The sequence below is a fragment of the Nocardioides sp. ChNu-99 genome, assembly GCF_029493445.1.
GTDB lineage: Bacteria > Actinomycetota > Actinomycetes > Propionibacteriales > Nocardioidaceae > Nocardioides.
Genome location: NZ_JAHWBL010000012.1, coordinates 1 through 21,255, shown reverse-complemented (window position 1 = coordinate 21,255; position 21,255 = coordinate 1). Strand labels below are relative to the sequence as shown.

The following is a 21,255-nucleotide window of genomic DNA, read 5'->3' as shown; positions in this document are numbered from 1 at the left end:
GGTTCAGCGGTACGCCGCGGGGTCGGCGCCCAGCGCCGCGACCTGCTCGACGAACCAGGGGCTGAGCGCCCACGGCGTGCGCTCGACGGTCGCCCACACGTCCTCGACGCGGGCCCACGCGTGCTCGGCCACCTCGTCCGGGTCGGGGCGCAGCACGTCGTCGGTGCGCGCGACGAAGACGGGACAGATCTCGTTCTCCACGACGCCGCTCGCGTCGACGGCGCGGTAGCGGAAGTCGGGCAGCAGGCTGCGCACGTCGTGCACGTCGACGCCGAGCTCGCGCCGCCCGTAGCGGCGCACCGCCTCGGTCATCTCCTCGCCCGGCCGCGGGTGGCCGCAGTAGGAGTTCGTCCACACGCCCGGCCACGTGCGCTTGACCAGCGCCCGCCGCGTCATCAGCAGGCGGCCGTCGCGGTCGATCAGGTGGCAGGAGAAGGCCAGGTGCAGCGGCGTGTCCGGCCCGTGCACACCGACGCGGGGCGCCGTGCCGCGGGGCGTGCCGTCGTCGTCGACGAGGACGACGAGGTCCTCCTCGGCCGGATCGGCGGCGGAGGTGGACGACGCGGGGACGGGCGCAGGGACGGGCGCAGGGACGGGCGCAGGCACCCCGCCATCGAACCAGGCGCACCCAGCCCGGTCCGTCGCATGCGGGCGAGGACGCGGGGGTACCGGCCATCGTGGAACCGTCCCCGCGCCCCAGCCCCCGCCTCGTCGCGGGAGCCGCGGCGGCCCTGCCCGTGCTGTCGGCCGGGCGCTTCGCCGTCCGTCTCGCCCACGGCTGCCTGATCGCCGGACGACGCCGCAGCCGGCGCCTCGCACCCCTCCCGCTACCACCCGTCCCGCAGACTGCCAGGGCGGGCGCACCGGACCGGTGGTCGGGGCAGGTGACCCGCCACCCGGCCGCGTCCGCGCCACGGTGAGGACGAGAGGAGAGCGATGAGCGCCTGGTTGCAGGGACCGCGGCGGGGGACGGTGCCCCGTCCCCACCTGCAGTACGACGAGGTGGCCGACGCGAGCGCGTCGCTCGTCATCTCCTCCTACTCCTCCTCCTTCGGCCTGGCGTCCCGCCTGCTCGCCGAGCCGGTGCGCAGCGACGTCCGCAACGTCTACGCCCTCGTGCGCGTGGCCGACGAGATCGTCGACGCCCCCCGCCCGGACCAGGACGCCGACCAGCAGCGCGCCGCCCTCGACACCCTCGAGGAGGAGCTGCACACCGCGCTCGCCTCGGGCGCGAGCAGCAACCTCGTGGTCCACGCGTTCGCCCGCTCCGCGCGCCGCTGCGGCATCGACGCGTCGCTGACCACCCCGTTCTTCGCCTCGATGCGCACCGACCTCGACCGCACCGAGCACGACGAGGCCAGCCTGGCCGTCTACGTCCACGGCTCCGCCGAGGTCGTGGGCCTCATGTGCCTGCGGGCCTTCCTGGCCGAGGACCCGCACCGCCTGGCCCGGTACGACGACCTCGCCCCCGGCGCGCAGCGGCTCGGCGCGGCCTTCCAGAAGATCAACTTCCTGCGCGACCTGGGCGAGGACAACGACGACCTCGGCCGGCGCTACCTCGTGGGTCTCGACCCCGACCGCCCGACCGACGCCGACCGCGACCGGTGGCTCGACGACATCGACGCCGACCTGGCCGCCGCCGCGGCCGTCGTGCCGGCCCTGCCCCGCAGCAGCCGCGTCGCGGTGTGCACCGCCCACGACCTGTTCGCCGAGCTGTCGGCCCGCCTGCGTCGCACCCCCGCCGCGGCGCTGCGCCACCAGCGCGTGCGCGTCCCCGCGCCCGTGAAGGCCCGGCTCGCCGCGGCCGCCGTGGTGCGCGCCGGGCGCCCCCGCACGCCCGTGACCCCCGCCGTCGCCTCGTGAGCGCCGCCCCCCGCCGCGTCGTCGTCGTGGGCGGCGGCGTCGCCGGTCTCGCGACCGCCGCGCTGCTGGCCGCCGACGGCCACGACGTCGAGCTCGTGGAGAAGAACGCCGAGCTCGGCGGCCGCGCCGGCTCGTGGGAGGCCGACGGCTTCCGCTTCGACACCGGCCCCTCCTGGTGGCTCATGCCCGAGGTGTTCGACCACTTCTTCCGCCTGCTGGGCACCACGACCGAGGAGCAGCTCGACCTCGTGCGCCTCGACCCGGGCTACCGCGTCTTCTTCGAGGGCGAGACCGCCAGCGTCGACGTCGCCGCCGACGAGGAGCGGAACCGCGCGATCTTCGAGGGCATCGAGGAGGGCGCCGGCGACGAGCTGGCGGCGTACCTCGCCACGGCCCGCGAGACCTACGAGATGGCCGTGGAGCGGTTCCTCTACACGAGCTTCGACACCCCGGGCGCGTACGCCGCACCTGCCGTGCTCGCCCACGGTCCGCGACTCGCCGGGCTGCTGACGCGCAGCCTGCAGAGCCACGTCGCCTCCCGGTTCTCCGACCGCCGGCTGCAGCAGGTGCTCGGCTACCCCGCCGTGTTCCTCGGCTCGTCGCCCGAGCGCACCCCCGCGATGTACCACCTCATGAGCTGGCTCGACCTGGCCGACGGCGTGCGCTACCCCGACGGCGGGTTCACCCGGTTCGTCGAGGTGCTCGCCCGGCTCGCCCGCGAGCGCGGCGCGCGCCTGCGCACGGGGGCGACCGTGACGCAGGTGCTGACCGCGCCCCGGCGTACCGGCTCACCCCTCGACCGACGCCGGGCCGAGGTGACCGGGGTGCGGCTGCGCGACGCCGACGGCGAGGAGCACGTGCTGCCCGCCGACGTGGTCGTCAGCGCGACCGACCTGCACCACGTCGAGACCACGCTGCTGCCGCGCGACCTGCAGACGTTCCCGCAGGCGTTCTGGGACAAGGCGGTCTCGGGGCCGGGCGCGGTGCTCGTCTACCTCGGCGTGCGCGGCGAGCTGCCCGAGCTCGCCCACCACTCCCTGTTCTTCACCGAGGACTGGAAGAGCAACTTCGACGCGATCTTCGAGCAGCCGACGCGGGTGCCGACGCCGGCCTCGATCTACGTCTGCAAGCCGTCGGCGACCGACGACGCGGTGGCGCCCGAGGGGCACGAGAACGTGTTCGTCCTCGTGCCCGTGCCGCCGGACCCGGGGCTCGGGCGTGGCGGCCTCGACGGGGCGGGCGACCCGGAGATCGAGGCGACCGCGGACCGGGCGATCGCCCTGGTCGCGGAGTGGGCGGGCGTGCCCGACCTCGCCGAGCGGGTCGTCGTGCGGCGCACCGTCGGCCCGGCGGACTTCGTCGCCGACGTCAACGCGTGGTCCGGCGGCGCGCTGGGCCCCGCCCACACGCTGCGCCAGAGCGCGTTCTTCCGGGCGGGCAACCGCTCGCGCAAGGTGGAGGGGCTCTACTACGCCGGCCACAGCACGGTGCCGGGCATCGGTCTGCCGATGTGCGTCATCAGCGCCGAGCTGGTGCTCAAGCGCCTGCGCGGCGACCGCTCCGTCGGGCGCTCGCCCGAGCCCGGACCGGCGCCCGAGCATGCGCCCGCGCCCCGTGTCGACGACCGGGTCTGAGGCCCGCTGACCGATGGGCACGACCAGCGGGTCGGGTGGTGACCGCGCCGACGAGGCCTACGCCCACTGGTCACGCCTGCACGGGGGTCTCGACCCGCGCGGCTCGTGGTGGGTCTCGCGGTGGGTGCGCCTGACCCACGCCTGCGCGCGCCCGCTGGCCCGCCGCGGCGTGCACCCCGACGTCGTGACGCTGGCCGGGGTGCTGCTGACCGCGACGGTGCCCGCGCTGGCCGCCCTCGGCGCCGCGTGGCCGCTCGTCGCGGTGGTCCCCCTGGTCGGGGCGGCCGTGCTCGACGGCGTCGACGGGGCGCTGGCCGCGCAGACCGGCACCGACTCCGCGTGGGGCCGCGTGCTCGACGCGGTCGCCGACCGGTGCGCCGACCTGCTGCTGCTCGCGAGCCTGGGGGTGCTCGGCGCGCCGTGGTGGCTCGTCGCCGCGGTGGCGGGCCTGACGCTCCTGCTCGAGTACGCGCGGGCGGGGGCCCAGGCCGCGGGCATGACCGGGCCGGGGGCGGTCACCGTCTGGGAGCGGCCCTCACGGGTGCTCGTCGCCGCGTTCACCGCCGCCTCGTGCGCCGCCGCGTGGGCGGCGCGGGCGGCGGGCGTCGACGTGCTGCCGGACGTCGACGGTGCGGTGCTGGCGACGACCGGCGCGGTCGCCGGGCTGGGCCTGGCGCTCGTCGGCACCGCCCACGTGCTGCGCGCCGCGCGCTCCGCGCTGAGGTGACGCGGCTCAGCGTCGCGGCGGACCCACGAGCCCGGCCACGATCCGGGCCGAGAGCACGACGAGCGGAAGCCCGCCGCCCGGGTGCGACGAGCCCCCGACGAGGAACAGCCCCGGCACCGGCGAGGCGTTCGCCGGGCGCAGGAACGCGGCGCGCGCGCCGTTCGACGACGTGCCGTAGATGGAGCCCCCGGGCGTGAGCGTGCGGCGCTCGAGGTCGGCGGGGCTCAGCACCGTGCGGTGCCGCAGCGTCCGTCGTACGTCGGTCCCCCGCTCGGCGAGCAGGTCGAGCACCGCGTCCGCCCGGGCGTCGGCGAGCCCCGGCGCGTCCCAGTCGTTGCCGCGCCCCGGGTCGTGCGGCGGGGCGTTGACGAGCACGAACCAGGCGCTGGTGCCGGGCTCCGGCACGACGGTCGGGTCGTCGGGCGCGGCCACGTAGACGGTCGGCCGGTCGACGGGCCGCGGGCGCCCGCGCCGGCCGAAGACGGCGTCGAACTCGGCGTCGTAGTCCTCGGTGAAGAAGACCTGGTGGTGCGGGGTGCCGGCGGGCGGGTCCTCCACGCCGAGGAGCAGCGCGAGGCCGGACAGCGACGGGGTGGTGCGCCGTACCCGGGTCGCGGCGCGCCGCGCCGTCGCGCCGCGCACGAGGCGCTCGTAGACCTGGCGGGCGTCCGCGTTCGCGACCACGACGTCGGCCGGACGGCGGGTGCCGTCGGCGAGCACGACGCCGTCCGCGCGACCGCCCGCGCCCGTCGTCACCTCCACGACCTCGGCGCCCGTCTCGACCTCACCGCCGAGCGCGACGAGGCGCTCGACGAGGGCCGTGGCGATGCGCCCGAGACCGCCGGGGACGTACCACGAGCCCCACGCCTGCTCCGCCCACGGCACCGAGGCGAGCGCGGCCGGCGCGCGGCGCGGGTCGGAGCCGGTGTACGTCGCGTACCGGTCGAGCAGCACCACCAGCCGCGGGTCGTGCAGGTAGCGACGCCCCAGCCCGCGCAGCGACGCCCACGGCGCCACCGTGGTGACGTGGGAGAGCCGGCGCGAGAGTCGCACCATGTCCCCGACCCCGATCGGCGACTCGAGGAACGGCTCGTGGGTGACGTCCCAGATCCGGCGGGCGCGGTCGAGGAAGGCCGACCACTGGGCGCCGCGCCCGGGCCCCAGGGCCGCGTCGAGCGCGTCCGGCACCGCGGCGACGTCGCCGGGCAGGTCGAGCACCGTGCCGTCGGGGAACGTGTAGCGGCACGCCACGTCGAGCCGCTCGAGCGGCAGCACGTCGCGCAGCGGCGCCCCCGTGGCGGCGAACAGCTCCTCCAGCACGTGCGGCATGGTCAGCAGCGACGGGCCGGTGTCGAAGACGAACCCGTCGGCCTCGAGCACGCCGAGCTTGCCGCCGACCGCGGGCGCCTGCTCGAGCACGGTCACCCGGTGGCCGAGCGCCTGCAGCCGGACGGCCGCGGCGAGCCCGCCCACACCGGCGCCGACCACGACGACGCGGCTGCTCGGGCCCGTCCCCGCGCCGGTCACGCCGGCACCTCCACGGGGCGGCCCTTCCACCGCAGCAGGCCGCGCCGGCGGCCGACGACCGAGTCGGCGGTGAGGGCGCCGAACGCGACGACGGAGGCCGGGTGCGCGAGGGCGTCCGCGACCCTCCCGCCGGTACGACGCGCGACGAGCGCCCGGGAGGCGACGCCCGCGGCGTACCCGACGAGGCCCGCGCGCGAGCCGCGCAGCGCCGCCACCGGCGGCACGACGTAGGCGAGGGCGAACAGGGCCGTGACGGCCCCCGCCCCGGCGGGCGAGCCGAACGCCGCCCACAGCGACTTGCGGTAGCCGGCGCGCACGGCGGGCCACCCGTCGTACATCCGGCAGGTGGCGACCGCGCTGCCCTCGGCGACGACGCCGCGACCCCCGGCGCGCTTGACGGCGCGCAGGAGGCCGATGTCCTCGAGCACGTCGCCGCGCACCGCGCCGTGGCCGCCGGACCGGGCGTAGGCGCCGGTGTCGACGGCGAGGAGCTGGCCGTTGGCGGCCGCCAGGGAGGGGCGCGGCGACGTCTCCGCGAGGCCGAGGGGCAGGGTGCTCATCCACGACCACTGCAGCAGCGGCTGCACGAGCCGCTCGCCGACCCCGCCGACCTCCTGGCGCGGGTAGGGGCAGACGAGGTCGAGGCCGGTCGTGCGCAGCAGCGCGACGGTCGCGACGAGGGCGTGCGGCGCGAGGCGCACGTCGGCGTCGACGAAGACGAGGACGGCGGCGTCGGCCGCGGCGCGGGCCAGCTGGTGGCAGGCCCACGGCTTGCCCAGCCAGCCGGGCGGGGTGGGCTCGCCGGCGAGCACCTCGAGGCGGGGGTCTCCCGCGGCGAGACGGTCGAGGACGGCGCGGGTGCCGTCGGTGGAGCCGTCGTCGAGCACGAGCACCCGCACCGGGCCGGGCCAGCGGTCGGCCGCCGCGCGCACCGCGACGAGGCAGGAGGCGACGGCGTCGACCTCGTCGCGCACGGGCAGCAGCACGGCGAGCGGATCGGGGGCGACCGTGGCGTCCGGGTCGGGGGCGCGCAGGCGGCGGAGGTTGTCGAGGGTGAGGCCGAGCGAGGCCACTGCGATCCCGGCGCCGACACGGACGAGGACGCGGCCCGCACGGGCACGCCGTACCGCTCGGGGGCCCGTCACGACGTACGTCCCGTCACGACGGCTGGCCCTGGGGCTCGACGACGGGCCGGCCGGCCCGCAGCTCGCGCACGACACCGACGGCGAGGGGCACGGCGACGAGACCCATGACGATCCCGCCGACGAGCGCGACCGGGGGCCGGCCGAAGAAGGCGAGGTGGGCGAGGACGGACGAGGAGTAGGTCCACAGGTAGACCACGACCGGCACGGCGTCGTCGCGCAGGGGCGCCCGGGCCTCCTGCCGGCCGGGCACCAGTCGGTCGAGCAGCGCGACCATGAGCAGGGAGACGAGCAGCCACCCCGCGAAGTTGGTGAGCGGGATGCCCGTGACGCCGGGCAGCGTCGGGTGCGGGTCGGCCCACACCCAGTGGCCCGCGTCGACCATCTGCGGGTCGAGGAACACGTCCCACGCGGTGAGCGCCAGGGCCCCGACGAGCGCGGTGGCGACCGGGCCGCGGTGCCCGGCGAGGCGGCGGGCCACGACGAGCGCGGGCCACGCCATCATCACCCAGGCCAGGGGCACGAGGGCGGGAACGTCGAGCACCTCGAGCCCGAGGGTGCCCGTGTACTCGTAGGCCCCGAACGGGTAGCCCGTGCGCGTGCCGACCGCCTCGGCGATAAGGCCGCCGCCGCCCGCCACGACCAGCAGCGTGGCCGCCGTGCCCGGCCCGCGGGTCGCCGCGGCGTGCGTGAGCGAGGCCGACGCGAGCAGGAGCACGCTCGCGGTGGTCAGCAGGAGCGTCCCGCCGTCGGTGAACGGGAACGCCATCTGCACCAGGACCGTCGCGCCGGCCAGCACCCAGGCGGCCCGGGTCAGCAGCGGGGTCTGCGGGGTCGGCGAGGTGCTCGTCACGGGGTCCTCCCGTCGTAGGTGCCCACGACATCGTGCACGGCGAGCCGGGCGAAGAGCTCCTCGGCGTACCAGCGGGCGGGTTCGGTACGGCGGACCGCGGCGCGGTGGGCCGCCGACCCGTGGGCGAAGCGGGTGAGGGCCTCGGTGGAGTCCCACAGCGAGAAGGTGCCCTGCAGCCCGATCGGGGCCTCGCCCACGCCGAGCGCCAGCCGCAGGCCGGGGGTACCGGTGAGGTCGGCGACGACGGGCGGCACGGCGCGCCAGAACGACGGGGCGCGCGTGGGCCGCAGGCGGGCGCGGGTGATGGAGGCGACGGGCGCACCGGGCGCGTCCACGGTGGCGGGCCCGTCGTCCGAGGTCGCGAAGGGGCCGGCACCGAAGGGCTCGACCCCCGACCACCGCCCGCGCGAGGCGAGCGGGGTCATCGTCACCCGCAGCTCCTCGTGGCTGGCGTCGCGCCACGACCGCAGCGTCCGCGCCCGTGCGCCCGCGGCGGCGGCGTCCGCGTCCTCCCAGACGGTCAGCAGGGCCCAGTGCCGCGGGTCGGCGTCGCGCGGGGTGAAGGTGCGGGCGGAGCCGGTGCCGAGGAGCTTCGCGAACCGCAGGCCGGGCAGGCGTCGTACGGCGCGGGGGCCCACCGCCATGCGCCCCAGCGCGGGCAGCACCGCATCGACGCCCCACACGCGCAGCTCGACGACGGGGCTCACGCGAGCGCCTCGCGCCCGCCGCGCACGCGCAGGTCGAGGGCGCGGGTCGCGGTCCAGCCGAGCAGCACGAACACGTGCAGCACGTAGAGCCACAGGCCCACCGCGACCACGCCGCCGACGACGCCGAGCCCGCCGAACGGGATCCCGACGTCGACGGGCAGCGCGAGGAAGAGCTGGAAGCCGTGGAGGAAACCGGCCAGGAACGACCCGGTGCCGAGCGCCCCGGCTACCGCGACCCACGCCAGCGGCCGCTCGGGCATGACGACGACGAAGACCCACGCGAGCAGCACGGCGAGCACCAGCCAGACGGCCACGAAGCCCACCACGATCCGCACGACGCGGTCCACCGGGCCTCCTCCGCCACCCTCGGGCGCCAGCGGCACCAGTGCGTCCCCGGTTGCCAGGAACCCCCAGGCCAGCACCGGCAGCGCGAGGAGGGACGGCATGAGCGCGAGGCGCGCCCGCCAGCCGGTGAGGCGGTCGTCGTGCGGGGCGAGCTCGAGGGCCGCGCGCCGCAGGCCCTCGCCGTAGAACGAGGCGGGGAACAGCACGACGAGCGCGCCCAGCAGGCCCAGGTGGGTGGCTGCCTCGACGAGGGCGTCGTACGACGGACGCGCCCCCATGTCGGGCGGCACCAGCACGCGGAGCTCCAGCAGGCGGTCCTGCGCCGCGCCCGCGCCCGCGGTCCACGACGACGTCCACAGCGCGAGCAGCAGCCACGGCACGACGGCGATGCCGGCGAAGTAGGTGAGCGTCGCCGCGGCGGCCGACAGGTCACGGCCCTCCAGGAGACGGCGGGTGCCCCGCAGCAGGCCCTGGGCCTCGGCCACCCCGCTGCTCCAGACGCTCATCCCACCCCTGCTCCCGACCTCCACGACACCCGCAACAATGACGACATGGGCCAACTGACGTACGCCGCGATGCTCGTGTTCGTCCTCGTGGTCACCCTGCCACTGGAGCTGGTGCTGCGCACGCGGGTGTACGCGCGGGTGGTGCGGCTGGCGCTGACCCTGCTGTGCGTCGCCGTGCCGTTCGCGCTCTGGGACGTGGCGGCGGTGCACGCCGGGCACTGGGAGTTCGACCTCGCGCAGACCCTCGGTGTGGAGATCGGGCCCCTGCCGCTCGAGGAGTGGGCGTTCTTCCTGGTGGTGCCGCTGGCGTCGGTGCTCACCATCGAGGCGGTGCGCAGCATGCGTCCCGGCTGGCGCATCGGCGACGAGCGGGAGGAGCGGGCATGACGCACACCGAGGCCTCGCTGCTGGGCATCGCCGTCACCGTCGTGCTGGACCTGTGGGTGCTGCGCACCCGGCTGCTGACGCGCAGGGCGTACTGGGCGTCGTACGCCATCGTGCTGTTCTTCCAGCTGCTGACGAACGAGTACCTGACCTCCCGCGGCGTCTTCGTGTACGACGAGGACGCCATCCTCGGCTGGCGCATCGGCCACGCCCCCGTCGAGGACTTCCTCTTCGGCTACTCGCTGGTGACGCTGTCGCTGGTGTTCTGGGTGTGGTGGGGCCGCCGCGGCGTGCAGCCCGAGCCCGGCCCCGGCCCGATCCCCGCCGTCACCCGCCTGCTCGACCGCACCCGCCGCGACTGACTCGCCCCGGCCCCTGGTGGTCGAGCCGCGCGACCGTGCTCCGGTGGTTGAGGTGGCTCGCTCTAGCGAGCCCTCGAAACCACCCAGCCCGGGCCACCCGTGGTTTCGAGGGGTGCTAGCGCACCCACCTCAACCACCGGGCGCCGCGCACCCACCTCAACCACCGATGAGCCGCGCGGCCACCTCAACCACCGGGGCGCAGGCCCTCCAGCAGGTCGAGCGTCGCGGACCACGCCGGCGACGCCGCGTCGATGACGACGAAGTGGTCGCCGTCGACCTCGGTCAGAGTGGCGTCGTCGCCGGCGGCGACGGCGCGCTCGACGTACCGCAGCGACTGCGTGATCGGCACGATCCGGTCGTCCGTGCCGTGGACGCAGCGCACGGGCACGCCGAGCGGGAGGTGCGCGGTCGGGTCGGCCTGCGCGTAGGACTCGGGGTCCGCCGCGGCGTCCCCGCCCATGAGCGCCAGCACGTTCGGACGGGCGGTGGCGTCGTCGAGGGCGCCGGTCAGGTCGAGCACCCCGGCCTGGCTGACCGCGCCGGTCACCGCGACCCGCTCGGGCGCCCACCGCTCGAAGCGGCCGCGCGCGGCGGCCCAGACCGCCAGGTGGCCACCCGCGGAGTGCCCCAGCGTCAGGACGGTCGCGCGCTCGGCGTCGGTGAGGTCGTCGACGTCGGCCAGCGCGTCGATCCCGGCGGCCACGTCGTCCAGGGTCGCCGGGAACCCACCGCCGCCGCCCTCGCCGGAGCCGACGCGGCGGTACTCCAGGTTCCAGGCCGTCCACCCTGCCTCCGCCAGGCCGAGGGCCAGCGGGGCGCCGAGCGTCGCGTCGTACTCGGCCCGCCAGAACCCGCCGTGGATCACCACCACGACGCCCTTGGAGGCCGGACCGTCGGCCCGGCCGTCGACCGTCGTGCCGGGCGCGGGGCGGTAGAGGTCGGCGTACTGCGCGGGGTCGTCGCCGTAGGCCACCCGGCGCGGGGTCAGCACGTCGCTGCCCGGGATCGGCGTCGCGTCGTCCGGCGGCGGCTCGTCCGCCGCGCCGGGCAGGCCGTCGTCGGCGCACCCGGCGAGCCCCGCCAGCCCGAGCGCCGCCCCGACCGTGCCGAGCGACCCCGCCAGCACGCCCCGCCGCGACACCCGCGCCGCTCGTTCAGTCCCACCTGCCCTGCCTCCCACGCTTGGCCTCCGATCGTCGCGTCTTCGCCGCCAGGCGCCGGCGCTGCGACCCCCGGGTGGGCTTCGTCGCCCGACGCGGAGCGGATGGGGGTGCCGCCGCCTCGCGCAGCAGCGCCAACAGCCGCTCGCGCGCGGCCCGGCGGTTGTCGCGCTGCGCCCGGTGCTCGCTCGCGACCACGACGACGGTGCCTCCGACGAGACGCCCGGCCAGTCGCTCGAGCACCCGTTCACGCAGGTCGTCGGGCAGCGACGCGGCCCGCGCGACGTCGTACGTCAGCTCCACCCGGCTGTCCGTGGTGTTGACGCCCTGCCCGCCGGGGCCCGACGCCCGCGAGAACCGCTCGGCCAGCTCGCGGGCCGGCACCCGCCAGCGGCGGGTCACCTCCAGGTCGTCGTCGAGGTCCATCGCGGGCTCAGCGCAGCGGGAGGTACGGCGACAGGTCGGTGCGCTCGCCGCTCACCGACACGCGGGGCTCGCTGCCCCAGGGGCTCTCGCCGGTCGCGAGGCGCAGCCACGTGTCGGCGTCGGTCTCGACGACGGCCGGCGGCGTGCCGCGGGTGTGGCGGACGCCCTCGACGACCTGCACGGCGGCGTACGGCGGCACGCGCACCTCCACCGACGCCCCGGGCGCACGCTCCTGCAGGAGGGCGAGGTAGTGCTTGACCAGCAGCTTCAGGTCCGCGCGGTCGGCCCCGCCGGAGCGCCACCGCGCGAGGGCGTCGGAGACGGCGGCGGGGTCGGCGGGCACGAGACGACGGGGCACCTGCCCATCGAAGCACGCGCCGCCGACCCCGCCGAACCCGCTCGGGGCGACCCGGAGGGTCAGTTCGGCTCGTTCTCCGGGTTCGGCTTCGCGTTCGGTCCGGCGGTGCCCTCCTGCGCGTGACCGCTCTCGGCCTCCGGGTACCCCGCGGTCGCCTGGTCCGGGATGATCGGCGTGTCGGCCTCGGCCGGGTCCATGGCGCTCACCTCGGACACCTGGCCCTCGCTCTGGGCGTCGTCCTCGGGGCGGTTCTTGCTCTCGCTCACGGGCTTCTCCTCGGTGGTCGACCACGTCGCCCGCGGACGCGGACGACACCGCCCATCGTCCGGGCGGGGGCAAACCCCGGCCGGGCTCAGCCCAGCGCGGCCGGCAGGGTCGCCGCCCAGGCCTCGCGGGCCTCGGCGACGGACACCGCGAAGGAGCCCTCGACGACGAGCTCGTCGCCGCCCGTGCGGCCGACGACCGCGGCCGGCACCTCGTGCACCGTCGCGCGGGCCAGCAGCTCGGTGAGGCCGTCGGCCGGCACGGAGACGAGCACGCGGCCGGTCGACTCCGCGAAGAGCGCCACGAACGGGTCCTCGTGGACCGCCGTCACGTCGACCGTCGCGCCGATGCCGCGGTGGAAGCTCGACTCGGCGAGCGCCTGCGCGAGCCCGCCGTCGGAGAGGTCGTGGGCCGAGCCGGCGACGCCGACGAGGTCCGCGAGCAGCCCCGCGAGCCGCTTCTCGCCCGCGAGGTCGACCTGCGGGGGCCGGCCGCCGAGGTGGCCGTGCACGACGTGCGCCCACTCCGAGCCCGACAGCTCCTCCCGGGTCTCGCCGAGCAGCACGAGCACCTCGCCCTCGGCGCCGAAGCCGGTCGGCGTACGACGGGTGACGTCCTCGATCACGCCCAGCACCGAGACCACCGGTGTCGGCAGGATGGCCGTCTCCCCGGTCTGGTTGTAGAGGCTGACGTTGCCGCCCGTGACGGGCACGCCCAGCTCGAGGCACGCGTCCTTCAGGCCGCGGCACGCCTCGGCGAACTGCCACATGACCGCCGGGTCCTCCGGCGAGCCGAAGTTGAGGCAGTCGGAGACCGCCAGCGGCACGGCGCCGCCGGTGGCGACGTTGCGGTAGGCCTCGGCCAGCGCGAGCTGCGCCCCGGCGTACGGGTCGAGCTTGGCGAAGCGGCCGTTGCAGTCGGTGGCGACCGCGACGCCGAGGTTGCTCTCCTCGTCGACGCGCACCATGCCGGAGTCGGCCGGCTGCGCGAGCACGGTGTTGCCGCGCACGTAGCGGTCGTACTGGTCGGTGATCCACGACTTGTCGCACAGGTTGGGCGAGGCGACGAGGCGCAGCAGCGTCTCCCGCAGCGCGTCGCCGCCCGCCGGTCGCTCGAGCGCCTCGGCGGCGTCGGCCTGCAGGCCGTCCTGCCACTCGGGGCGCGCGAACGGGCGCTCGTACGTCGGACCGTCGTGCGCGACCGAGCGCGGGGGCACGTCGACGACGCGCTGGCCGTGCCAGTCGATCTCCAGCCGGCCGGTGTCCGTGACCTCGCCGACGACCGTGGCCTCGACGTCCCACTTCGCGCAGATGGCGAGGAACGCCTCGACGTCGTCGGGCTCGACGACGGCCATCATCCGCTCCTGGCTCTCGCTCATGAGGATCTCCTCGGGAGCCAGGGTGGAGTCGCGCAGCAGCACCTGGTCGAGGTCGACGTGCATGCCACCGTCGCCGGCGCTCGCCAGCTCCGACGTCGCGCACGACAGGCCCGCCCCACCGAGGTCCTGGATGCCGGCGACCACGCCGGCCGCGAAGAGCTCGAGCGTGCACTCGATGAGCAGCTTCTCCATGAACGGGTCGCCGACCTGCACGCTCGGGCGCTTGGCCGGCCCGTCGGCGTCGAACGTCTCCGAGGCGAGCACCGAGACGCCGCCGATGCCGTCGCCGCCGGTGCGCGCGCCGTACAGGAGCACCTTGTTGCCCGTGCCGCTCGCGTTCGCGAGGTGGAGGTCCTCGTGGCGCAGCACGCCGACGCACAGCGCGTTGACGAGCGGGTTGCCGAGGTAGGTGGCGTCGAAGACGGCCTCGCCACCGATGTTGGGCAGGCCGAGGCAGTTGCCGTAGCCGCCGACGCCGGCCACGATCCCGGGCAGCACCCGGTGGGTGTCCTCGGCGTCGAGCGGGCCGAAGCGCAGCGGGTCCATCACGGCGACGGGGCGCGCGCCCATGGCGAGGATGTCGCGGACGATGCCGCCGACGCCGGTCGCGGCGCCCTGGTAGGGCTCGACGTACGACGGGTGGTTGTGCGACTCGACCTTGAAGGTCACCGCGTAGCCCTGGCCGATGTCGATGACGCCGGCGTTCTCGCCGATGCCCGCGAGCATCCGGCCGGCCCGCGTCTCCTGGGGGATCTCGGAGAACTGCTTGAGGTGCACCTTCGAGCTCTTGTAGGAGCAGTGCTCGCTCCACATGACGGAGTACATCGCCAGCTCGCTCGACGTGGGGCGGCGCCCGAGGATCTCGCGGATGCGGTGGTACTCGTCCTCCTTGAGGCCGAGGTCCGCCCACGGCTGGTCGCGGTCGGGGTCACCGGCCGCGCGCTCGACCGTGTCGAGGTTCTGCAGGGGCACGGCGGGGGCGGCAGCGTCCGTCACGGGCGGCATCGTATCGCCGCGCCTCCCCGCTCCCCGCCGCCGTCCCGCCGCAGCGGACGCGGACGGGCGGACAAGTCGGCGGCGCCGCCATGCATAGACGCGCGCGCACCTGGGAAAGGGAGGTCGCCGGTCCTCGGTGGGGGGCGTCGCGGCAGGGCTCGGGGGGCCTTGCGACGCGCCTTCGACGGGGGTCCGGAATGCTACGTTGCCGAACGCACGGCTGCCGCCGCCCGCGTCCGATCCGAGGAGTCCTCGCATGTCGAACCCGTCCGATCCCTCTCCGCAGCAGGGTGGGTACCCCCAGCAGCCGCCGCCGGGCGCGCCGGGGTACGGCGCACCTCAGGGCCAGCCGGGCTACCCCCAGAACCAGCCCCAGGGTCAGCCCCAGGGGCAGCCGGGCGGGTACGGCCAGCAGCCCCCCGGCTACGGGCAGCAGCCCGGCTACGGCCAGCAGCCGCCGTACGGCCAGCCGGGCCCGCAGGGCTACGGCCAGCCCGGGTACGGGCAGCAGCCCTACGGCCAGCAGCCCGGCTACGGCGCGCCGTCCACCCCCGCCGTGCCCAAGGTCAACCCGCTGAAGGGCTGGCCGATCTCCGACTACGTCCGCGACGCCGGCGCGTTCCTCGCGCTCCTCGCGCCGCTGTGGATGCAGTGGGACGCGGACGACGACGGCCACGACCACTGGTGGGTCTGGATCTCCGTCATCATCGGCATCTTCTCGCTCGCGATCCCCTACCTCGCCAAGGCGCGGATCCTGCCGCTCGCCGGTCAGCAGGTGTTCCTGGCGAAGGCGGCCCTCCTCCTGCCGTTCGCCGGCAGCGTCGTCGCGGCGCTGGTCAACGAGCTCATCTCGGGCGGTGACGCGGCCGACGGCGGCATCGGCGTCGGCATCGCGATGGGTGTCGCGGGCGCCGTGCTCGCCCTCTCCCCCCGTGCCGCCCAGGAGACCGACGGCGCGCCCGCGCAGCCCTCGGACGGCCTGTGGTGGCGCGTCACGACAATCACCGCGTTCGTCGCCATCGGCCTCGCCGTGCTGACGACGCTCCTGTGGATCGTGAAGGGCCTCATCGACGAGGCGGACCTGTTCGCCTCCGTCCTCGGCTTCTTCGTCATCCTCCTGCTCTGGGTCGCGATCCCGCTCGTCTGCCTCGTGTGGCCGACGCTGGGCCTGCTCAAGCGCTCGGAGGAGTCGCGCCTGGTGCTCGCCACGATCGGCTTCACCGGCCTCGTGTGCGCGATGTTCACCGGAGACGGCGACGGCATCTTCGGCGCCATCCACGAGAAGTGGTTCTTCCCCGGCTCCAGCGTCCTCGTCCTCGGCGCCCTCGCCGCGCTGCTCGTGTCGCGCCCGGTCGTGCGGGCCACCCGCCCGCAGGAGCCCTTCTGGGGCTGGGTGGGCACCGCCAAGCTGGCGCTGCTGATCTCGGGCACCGTCATCGCCATCACCGTCGTCGCCACGCTCCTCGGCCTGATCGAGGACGACGCGTTCGGCGGCGGCACCGTGGTGCCGCTCGTGCTCGGCGTGATCGCCGCGGCGCTCGCCTTCATCCCGGCCCTCACGATGCTGTCCGACCCCCGCAAGGGCCGCCTCGTCGTGCTCGGCATGGCCGCCGGCGTCTTCGTGCTCGGCATCGTCTTCATCGCGGTCCTCAACGGCTCCGACGACGCCAGCCCCCAGGGCATCGCCGCGCAGCTGACCCACGCCATCGCCGGCGTCCCGGAGGACTTCCGCGGCGACGTCGAGCTCACCGGGTTCGTGCAGACCTTCTTCACCGTCTACCAGTCCGGCGCCTGGCTGGGCCTGCCGGTGCTGGCGATCGTGGCGCTGACCGTGCCGCCCGCCATCCGCAGCGTGCTCGGCTCGATCGTGCCGCAGAACACCGGCGCCCAGCAGCACGGCCAGCACGCCCAGCCGGGCTACGGCCAGCCGGGCCAGCAGTACGGCGCGCCCCAGGGCGGCTACGACCAGGGCGGTCACGGCCACCCCGGCCAGCAGTACGGGGCGCCGCAGGCCCAGCCGGGCCAGCAGTACGGCGCGCCGCAGGGCGGGTACGGGCAGGGCTACGGCCAGCCCGCGCCCGGCCAGCCCGCCCCCGGCCAGGGTGGCTACGGCCAGCCGGGCCAGCCGGGTCAGCCGGGCCAGCACCAGTACGGCGCGCCCCAGCCCGCCCCGGGCCAGGGTGGCTACGCCCAGCCCGGCCCGTACGGCGCGCCCCAGCCGGGCCAGCCGGGCCAGCCCGGTGAGGACGAGGCGACCGACCGCACGATGGTCCGCCCGCCCAACGACACGCAGCAGTTCTCGCGACCGCAGGACCCGCCGCAGCAGCCCTGACGCACCGCACGACCCCGACGCGGGCCGGCCGCACCACCACGACGTGGGGTGCGGCCGGCCCGCGTCCGTCGTACGGGGCGGGTGTCGGGGGTGCGACACGCGTCTCTCGCCGGGCGTACGACGACGGGGACCACCCCCATCCGGGAGACTGGCCCGGTGAGCGACCTCTTCTGGCCGGGTGACGAGCGGGCGGGTGCCCTCTTCACCGACGCTGCCCTCCTCGAGGGGATGGTGGCGATGGAGGCGGCGTGGTCGGCCGCGCTCGCCGCCCGCGGGCTCGCGCCCGCCGCCGCGGTGGTGAGCGCCGACGACCTGCTCGACGGGCTGACCCCCGACGACATGGCCGGGGTGGTGGTCGCGGCCGAGGCCGGCGGCGACCCGGTGGTGCCGCTGGTCGCGATGCTGCGCAACCGGCTGGTGGTGGCGGGACGGGACGAGGCCGCCCACTGGCTGCACCAGGGCCTGTCGGGCCAGGACGTGGTCGACACCGCCCTCATGATCTGCGCCGGCACGACGCTGCGGCGCCTCGAGATCGAGCTCGGCGTGCAGGTCACGGCGATCACGGCGCTGGCCGGCGCCCACCGCGGCACCCTCATGGTGGGCCGAACCGTCACGCAGCACGCCGTGCCCACGACCTTCGGGGCGCGCGCCGCCGGCTGGCTGGCCGGGGTGAAGGACGCGCGGGCCTCCGTCGCGTTCGCCCACTCGATCCTTCCCGCCCAGGTGGGCGGGACGGCCGGCACGCTGGCCGCGACCGTCGAGCTGGCCCGGCTCCGGGGTGTCCGCGACCCGGTCGACGTGGCGTCGAAGGTCGCCGCCGACGCCGCCGCGACCCTGGGCCTGCAGCCCTCGCCGCCCTGGTTCACGAGCCGCTTCCCGGTCACCCGCGTCGGCGACGCGCTCGCGACGACGTGCTCGGCGATGGGCCACGTCGCCGCCGACGTCGTGACCCTGACCCGCCCCGAGGTCGCCGAGGTTTCCGAGCCCGTGGCCCCGGGCCGCGGCGACTCCTCGACCACCCCGCACCAGCAGGTGCCCGTCCTCGCGACCCTGGTACGACGCGCCGCGATCACCGCCCCCGGGCTGGCCGCGACGCTGCACACGGCGGCCGGCCTGGCGAACGACGAGCGCTCCGACGGCGCGTGGCACGCCGAGTGGGCCACGCTGCGCGACCTGGCCCGCCGCACGGTGGTCGCGGCCTCCCACCTGTCCGAGCTCGTGTCCGGACTGCGCGTCGACGTGGTCACGATGGGCGAGCGCGTGCGGGCGGCCGAGGGCGTCCTGCGCGAGCGCGACGCGGTCCGGGTGCTGCTCGAGGGCGGCGACGGCTCGCCCGCCAGCGTCCCGGAGGAGGCGACCGGTGGCGGCGACCCCGCGTCGTACCTGGGGATCATCGACCCCGTCGTGGACCAGCGGATCAAGCCGTGAGCGTCCCGCACCTCGGCGCCACCGAGCTCGGCGCGCCCGGGCGCGGGCCCGTCCTGCTGCTGGGCCCGACGCTCGGCACCTCGGCCGTCACCGCGTGGGGCCCGTGCGCCGAGCTGCTCGCCGACGACTTCCACGTCGTCGCGTGGGACCTGCCCGGCCACGGCGCGAGCCCGGCGCCGGACGACGCCTTCACCGTCGCCGAGCTCGCGAGGGCCGTCCTCGCCCTCGCCGAGCGGCTGCTCGTGGCCCGCGGCGAGGGCAACGGCACGTTCGCGCACGCCGGCGTCGGCGTCGGCGGCGCGGTCGGCCTGCAGCTGCTCCTCGACGCGCCCGGCCGGGTGTCGTCGGTCGCGTCGCTGGGCGCGGCGGCACGGATGGGGACGCCCGACGGCTGGCAGGAGCGCGCCGCCATGGTGCGCGCCTTCGGCACGGAGACGATGGTGGAGGAGGCGGCGAAGCGCTGGTTCGCGCCGGGGTTCGCCGAGCGGGAGCCCGAGCGGGCGGGGGCGCTGCTGGCCGCGCTGCGCGGCGCGGACGCGCACGGGTACGCCGCGGTGTGCCGGGCCCTGGCCGCCCACGACCTGCGCGACCGGCTCGGCGGCGTGGCCGCGCCGCTGCTGGCCGTCGCGGGCGCGGACGACGAGACCGTCCCGCTGGCGGACGTCGAGGCGGTCGCGGCGGCCGTCCCGCACGGCCGCGCCGTGGTGCTCGACGACGTCGCCCACCTCGCGCCCGTCGAGGCCCCCGCGCTCGTCGCGGACCTCCTGCGCGACGCCCTGCTGAGCGGGCCCGTCGTCACCGAGTGGCAGCGCCGCGCGGTCGGGGCGACCGTGCGGCGCCAGGTGCTCGGCGACGTCCACGCCGACCGCCTCGAGGCTGCGACCACCCCCTTCACGGCCGACTTCGAGGACCTGGTCACGCAGTACGCCTGGGGCGGGGTGTGGAGCCGGCCCGGGCTGGACCGGCGTACCCGCGCGCTGGTCGGGCTCTCGGCGCTCGTGGCCAGCGGGGCCCACGACGAGCTCCCCGCGCACGTGCACGCCGCCCTGGGCAGCGGGGTCAGCGTCGAGGAGCTCGCCGAGGTGTTCCTGCAGAGCGCCGTCTACTGCGGCGTCCCCGCGGCCCGGGCCGCGTTCCGCGTGGCCCAGGACGCGTTGGCCGACGCCGGCGTCGAGCTCTGAGGCCTCAGTCGAGGCAGAACTCGTTGCCCTCGGGATCGGTCATGACGATGAACCCGTTGCTCGTCGGCGGGTCCGGCTCGTGCCGCTCCCGGCGCGTGGCGCCGAGGGCCACCAGACGCTCGCACTCCGCCTCGAGCGCGGCCATCCGCTCGTCGCCCTCGAGGCCGGGTGCGGCCCGCAGGTCGAGGTGCAGCCGGTTCTTGGCGGTCTTGCCCTCGGGCACGCGCTGGAAGTAGAACCGCGGGCCGGTCCCGTCGGGGTCGTGGCAGGCCGAGGCGTCGTTGCGGCGCTCCGCCGGCACCTGCCACGCGTCGAGCGCCTCCTCCCACGTGGCGAACCCGCCCGGCGGGGCGTCGCGCTCGTAGCCCACCGCCGCGCACCAGAAGGCGCTGAGGGCCGCCGGGTCGCCGCAGTCGAAGGTCACCTGGATCGTGCGCGCCACGGCGCACCTCCCGTCCTCGGGGACCGACGACGCCGCGGGCGCCAGTCGGCCGTGCGTCGCGCGGGTGCCGGGCCGTCCGTCGGGTCGGACGGGGGCAGCACCCCCGCCCACCGCGTGTACCGCTCCTCTGGGTCCATGGCCCCACCGTGGCAGGCCTGCAGGACTGTTCCGGTCCGCTATCCGTGGCAGGATCCCCGCATGGCCGACGGCACGACCCACCGCGTCCTGCGCCTCCTCGGCCTGCTGCAGGCGCGGCGCACCTGGACGGGACCCGAGCTGGCCGCCGAGCTGGGCGTGACCGACCGCTGCGTGCGCCGCGACGTCGCGCGGCTGCGCGAGCTCGGCTACCCGGTCAACGCCTCGCAGGGGGTGGGCGGTGGGTACCAGCTGGGTGCCGGTACGGCACTGCCCCCGCTGCTCCTCGACTCCGACGAGGCCATCGCGACGACGCTGTCGCTGCTCCTCGCCGCCGGCGGCACCGTCACCGGGGCGGCCGACGCGACCCTGCGCACGCTGGCGAAACTCGACCAGGTGCTGCCCCCGCGGCTGCGGGCGGAGGTCCGGGCGATCGCCGAGACCACGGCCATCCTCGACCGCGGCGGCACCGACGTGGACGGGGGCGACCTCATGCTGCTGGCCCGCGCCACGCGGGACCGCCTGCGGGTGCGCTTCGCCTACGAGCGGGCCGACGGCAGCCGCGCGGAGCGCGACGTCGAGCCCTCGGGGATCGTCGCGACCGGACGGTGGTGGTACCTCCTGGCCTGGGACACCGCGCGCGACGACTGGCGCACCTTCCGCGTCGACCGGCTCTCCGCGCTCGTCGTCACGACGTGGCGCTGCGCGCGGCCCGCCCACCCCGACCCCGCGGCGTACGTGCAGGGGGCGGTCACCACCGCGCCGTACCGGCACCGCGCCCGCGTCCGCGTCGCCCTGCCGCCGGAGCGGCTCCGCACGCTGGTCGGACCGGGTACGGCGAGCGTCGAGGCCGACGCCGAGCCCGGCTGGTCGCTCCTCGTCGCCGGCGCCGACGACCTCGACTGGATGGCGCTGCGGCTCGCCGAGATCGACGCGCCGCTCGAGGTGCTGGAGCCGCCGGAGCTGCGCACGACGGCCGCCCGGCTCGCGGAGCGGCTGCGGGCGATGGCGGGGTCAGCGGGCTGAGCCGCGCCCGCCGCGCCCGTCGCCGGGCAGCCACGGCCGGTCGCAGCCGTGCCACGCCGGCCGGCGCACCTCACGCACG

Annotated in this window: 21 protein-coding genes; 9 read left to right on the top strand and 12 right to left on the bottom strand. The window is 76.5% G+C overall.

Annotated features, from left to right (window positions below):
• Positions 1 to 3: 3 nt before the first annotated feature.
• Positions 4 to 606, bottom strand: a complete 603-nt coding sequence (gene idi / locus KK617_RS06215) for an isopentenyl-diphosphate Delta-isomerase (protein ID WP_277498794.1) — start codon at positions 604 to 606, stop codon at positions 4 to 6.
• A gap of 330 nt (positions 607 to 936) precedes the next feature.
• Here idi and KK617_RS06210 point away from each other — a divergent pair, with 330 nt between their 5' ends.
• The 3 genes from KK617_RS06210 to KK617_RS06200 are packed head-to-tail and all read left to right on the top strand — an operon-like array spanning position 937 to position 4,224.
• Positions 937 to 1,863, top strand: a complete 927-nt coding sequence (locus KK617_RS06210; protein ID WP_277498793.1) for a squalene/phytoene synthase family protein — start codon at positions 937 to 939, stop codon at positions 1,861 to 1,863.
• Positions 1,860 to 3,497, top strand: coding sequence for a phytoene desaturase family protein (gene crtI, locus KK617_RS06205; RefSeq protein WP_277498790.1), 1,638 nt, complete (start codon positions 1,860 to 1,862; stop codon positions 3,495 to 3,497). The genes KK617_RS06210 and crtI (KK617_RS06205) overlap by 4 nt, the downstream gene beginning before the upstream one ends.
• 13 nt (positions 3,498 to 3,510) lie before the next feature.
• Positions 3,511 to 4,224 (top strand): CDP-alcohol phosphatidyltransferase family protein, encoded by a 714-nt coding sequence (locus KK617_RS06200; protein ID WP_277498788.1) that lies wholly within the window; start codon positions 3,511 to 3,513, stop codon positions 4,222 to 4,224.
• A gap of 6 nt (positions 4,225 to 4,230) precedes the next feature.
• On the opposite strand, the gene crtI (KK617_RS06195) is transcribed toward KK617_RS06200, so the two are convergent.
• The 5 genes from crtI (KK617_RS06195) to KK617_RS06175 are packed head-to-tail and all read right to left on the bottom strand — an operon-like array spanning position 4,231 to position 9,304.
• Positions 4,231 to 5,751, bottom strand: a complete 1,521-nt coding sequence (gene crtI / locus KK617_RS06195; RefSeq protein ID WP_277498787.1) for a phytoene desaturase family protein — start codon at positions 5,749 to 5,751, stop codon at positions 4,231 to 4,233.
• Positions 5,748 to 6,896, bottom strand: coding sequence for a glycosyltransferase family 2 protein (locus tag KK617_RS06190; protein ID WP_277498786.1), 1,149 nt, complete (start codon positions 6,894 to 6,896; stop codon positions 5,748 to 5,750). Before KK617_RS06190 ends, crtI (KK617_RS06195) begins: the two co-directional genes overlap by 4 nt.
• Before the next feature lie 13 nt (positions 6,897 to 6,909).
• The gene (locus KK617_RS06185; protein ID WP_277498785.1) at positions 6,910 to 7,746 is read right to left on the bottom strand and encodes a carotenoid biosynthesis protein; all 837 of its coding nucleotides are present in this window, start codon (positions 7,744 to 7,746) and stop codon (positions 6,910 to 6,912) included.
• On the bottom strand, positions 7,743 to 8,453 hold the full coding sequence (locus KK617_RS06180) for a hypothetical protein (protein ID WP_277498783.1): 711 nt from the start codon (positions 8,451 to 8,453) through the stop codon (positions 7,743 to 7,745). Before KK617_RS06180 ends, KK617_RS06185 begins: the two co-directional genes overlap by 4 nt.
• Positions 8,450 to 9,304 (bottom strand): YhjD/YihY/BrkB family envelope integrity protein, encoded by an 855-nt coding sequence (locus KK617_RS06175; protein WP_277498781.1) that lies wholly within the window; start codon positions 9,302 to 9,304, stop codon positions 8,450 to 8,452. Before KK617_RS06175 ends, KK617_RS06180 begins: the two co-directional genes overlap by 4 nt.
• Before the next feature lie 45 nt (positions 9,305 to 9,349).
• On the opposite strand from KK617_RS06175, the gene KK617_RS06170 reads away from it, so the two are divergent.
• Both KK617_RS06170 and KK617_RS06165 read left to right on the top strand, forming a co-directional pair.
• Positions 9,350 to 9,691 (top strand): lycopene cyclase domain-containing protein, encoded by a 342-nt coding sequence (locus KK617_RS06170; protein WP_277498780.1) that lies wholly within the window; start codon positions 9,350 to 9,352, stop codon positions 9,689 to 9,691.
• The gene (locus KK617_RS06165; RefSeq protein WP_277498779.1) at positions 9,688 to 10,050 is read left to right on the top strand and encodes a lycopene cyclase domain-containing protein; all 363 of its coding nucleotides are present in this window, start codon (positions 9,688 to 9,690) and stop codon (positions 10,048 to 10,050) included. Before KK617_RS06170 ends, KK617_RS06165 begins: the two co-directional genes overlap by 4 nt.
• 184 nt (positions 10,051 to 10,234) lie before the next feature.
• On the opposite strand, the gene KK617_RS06160 is transcribed toward KK617_RS06165, so the two are convergent.
• The 5 genes from KK617_RS06160 to purL form a co-directional block, all read right to left on the bottom strand.
• Positions 10,235 to 11,191 carry an alpha/beta hydrolase gene (locus KK617_RS06160; protein WP_277498777.1) on the bottom strand — a complete coding sequence of 319 codons (957 nt, stop codon included), beginning with the start codon at positions 11,189 to 11,191 and terminating at the stop codon, positions 10,235 to 10,237.
• 13 nt (positions 11,192 to 11,204) lie between these two features.
• Positions 11,205 to 11,636: an alternative ribosome rescue aminoacyl-tRNA hydrolase ArfB gene (arfB, locus tag KK617_RS06155; protein WP_277498775.1), complete on the bottom strand. Its 432-nt coding sequence runs from the start codon at positions 11,634 to 11,636 to the stop codon at positions 11,205 to 11,207.
• Positions 11,637 to 11,643: 7 nt separating this feature from the next.
• Positions 11,644 to 11,994 (bottom strand): sterol carrier family protein, encoded by a 351-nt coding sequence (locus tag KK617_RS06150; protein WP_277498773.1) that lies wholly within the window; start codon positions 11,992 to 11,994, stop codon positions 11,644 to 11,646.
• A gap of 59 nt (positions 11,995 to 12,053) precedes the next feature.
• Positions 12,054 to 12,260, bottom strand: a complete 207-nt coding sequence (locus KK617_RS06145) for a hypothetical protein (RefSeq protein ID WP_277498772.1) — start codon at positions 12,258 to 12,260, stop codon at positions 12,054 to 12,056.
• 86 nt (positions 12,261 to 12,346) lie between these two features.
• The gene (gene purL, locus KK617_RS06140; RefSeq protein WP_277498771.1) at positions 12,347 to 14,632 is read right to left on the bottom strand and encodes a phosphoribosylformylglycinamidine synthase subunit PurL; all 2,286 of its coding nucleotides are present in this window, start codon (positions 14,630 to 14,632) and stop codon (positions 12,347 to 12,349) included.
• Positions 14,633 to 14,888: 256 nt separating this feature from the next.
• On the opposite strand from purL, the gene KK617_RS06135 reads away from it, so the two are divergent.
• The 3 genes from KK617_RS06135 (at position 14,889) to KK617_RS06125 (ending at position 19,573) form a co-directional block, all read left to right on the top strand.
• Positions 14,889 to 16,964: a hypothetical protein gene (locus KK617_RS06135; protein WP_277498769.1), complete on the top strand. Its 2,076-nt coding sequence runs from the start codon at positions 14,889 to 14,891 to the stop codon at positions 16,962 to 16,964.
• A gap of 156 nt (positions 16,965 to 17,120) precedes the next feature.
• Positions 17,121 to 18,392, top strand: a complete 1,272-nt coding sequence (locus KK617_RS06130; protein WP_277498768.1) for a lyase family protein — start codon at positions 17,121 to 17,123, stop codon at positions 18,390 to 18,392.
• The gene (locus tag KK617_RS06125) at positions 18,389 to 19,573 is read left to right on the top strand and encodes an alpha/beta fold hydrolase (RefSeq protein ID WP_277498767.1); all 1,185 of its coding nucleotides are present in this window, start codon (positions 18,389 to 18,391) and stop codon (positions 19,571 to 19,573) included. The genes KK617_RS06130 and KK617_RS06125 overlap by 4 nt, the downstream gene beginning before the upstream one ends.
• A gap of 4 nt (positions 19,574 to 19,577) precedes the next feature.
• Here KK617_RS06125 and KK617_RS06120 read toward each other — a convergent pair whose 3' ends face one another.
• Positions 19,578 to 20,015, bottom strand: a complete 438-nt coding sequence (locus KK617_RS06120; RefSeq protein ID WP_277498766.1) for a VOC family protein — start codon at positions 20,013 to 20,015, stop codon at positions 19,578 to 19,580.
• Positions 20,016 to 20,213: 198 nt separating this feature from the next.
• Between KK617_RS06120 and KK617_RS06115 the strand changes: the two genes are divergently transcribed.
• On the top strand, positions 20,214 to 21,176 hold the full coding sequence (locus KK617_RS06115) for a YafY family protein (RefSeq protein WP_277498764.1): 963 nt from the start codon (positions 20,214 to 20,216) through the stop codon (positions 21,174 to 21,176).
• Positions 21,177 to 21,255 lie beyond the last annotated feature (79 nt).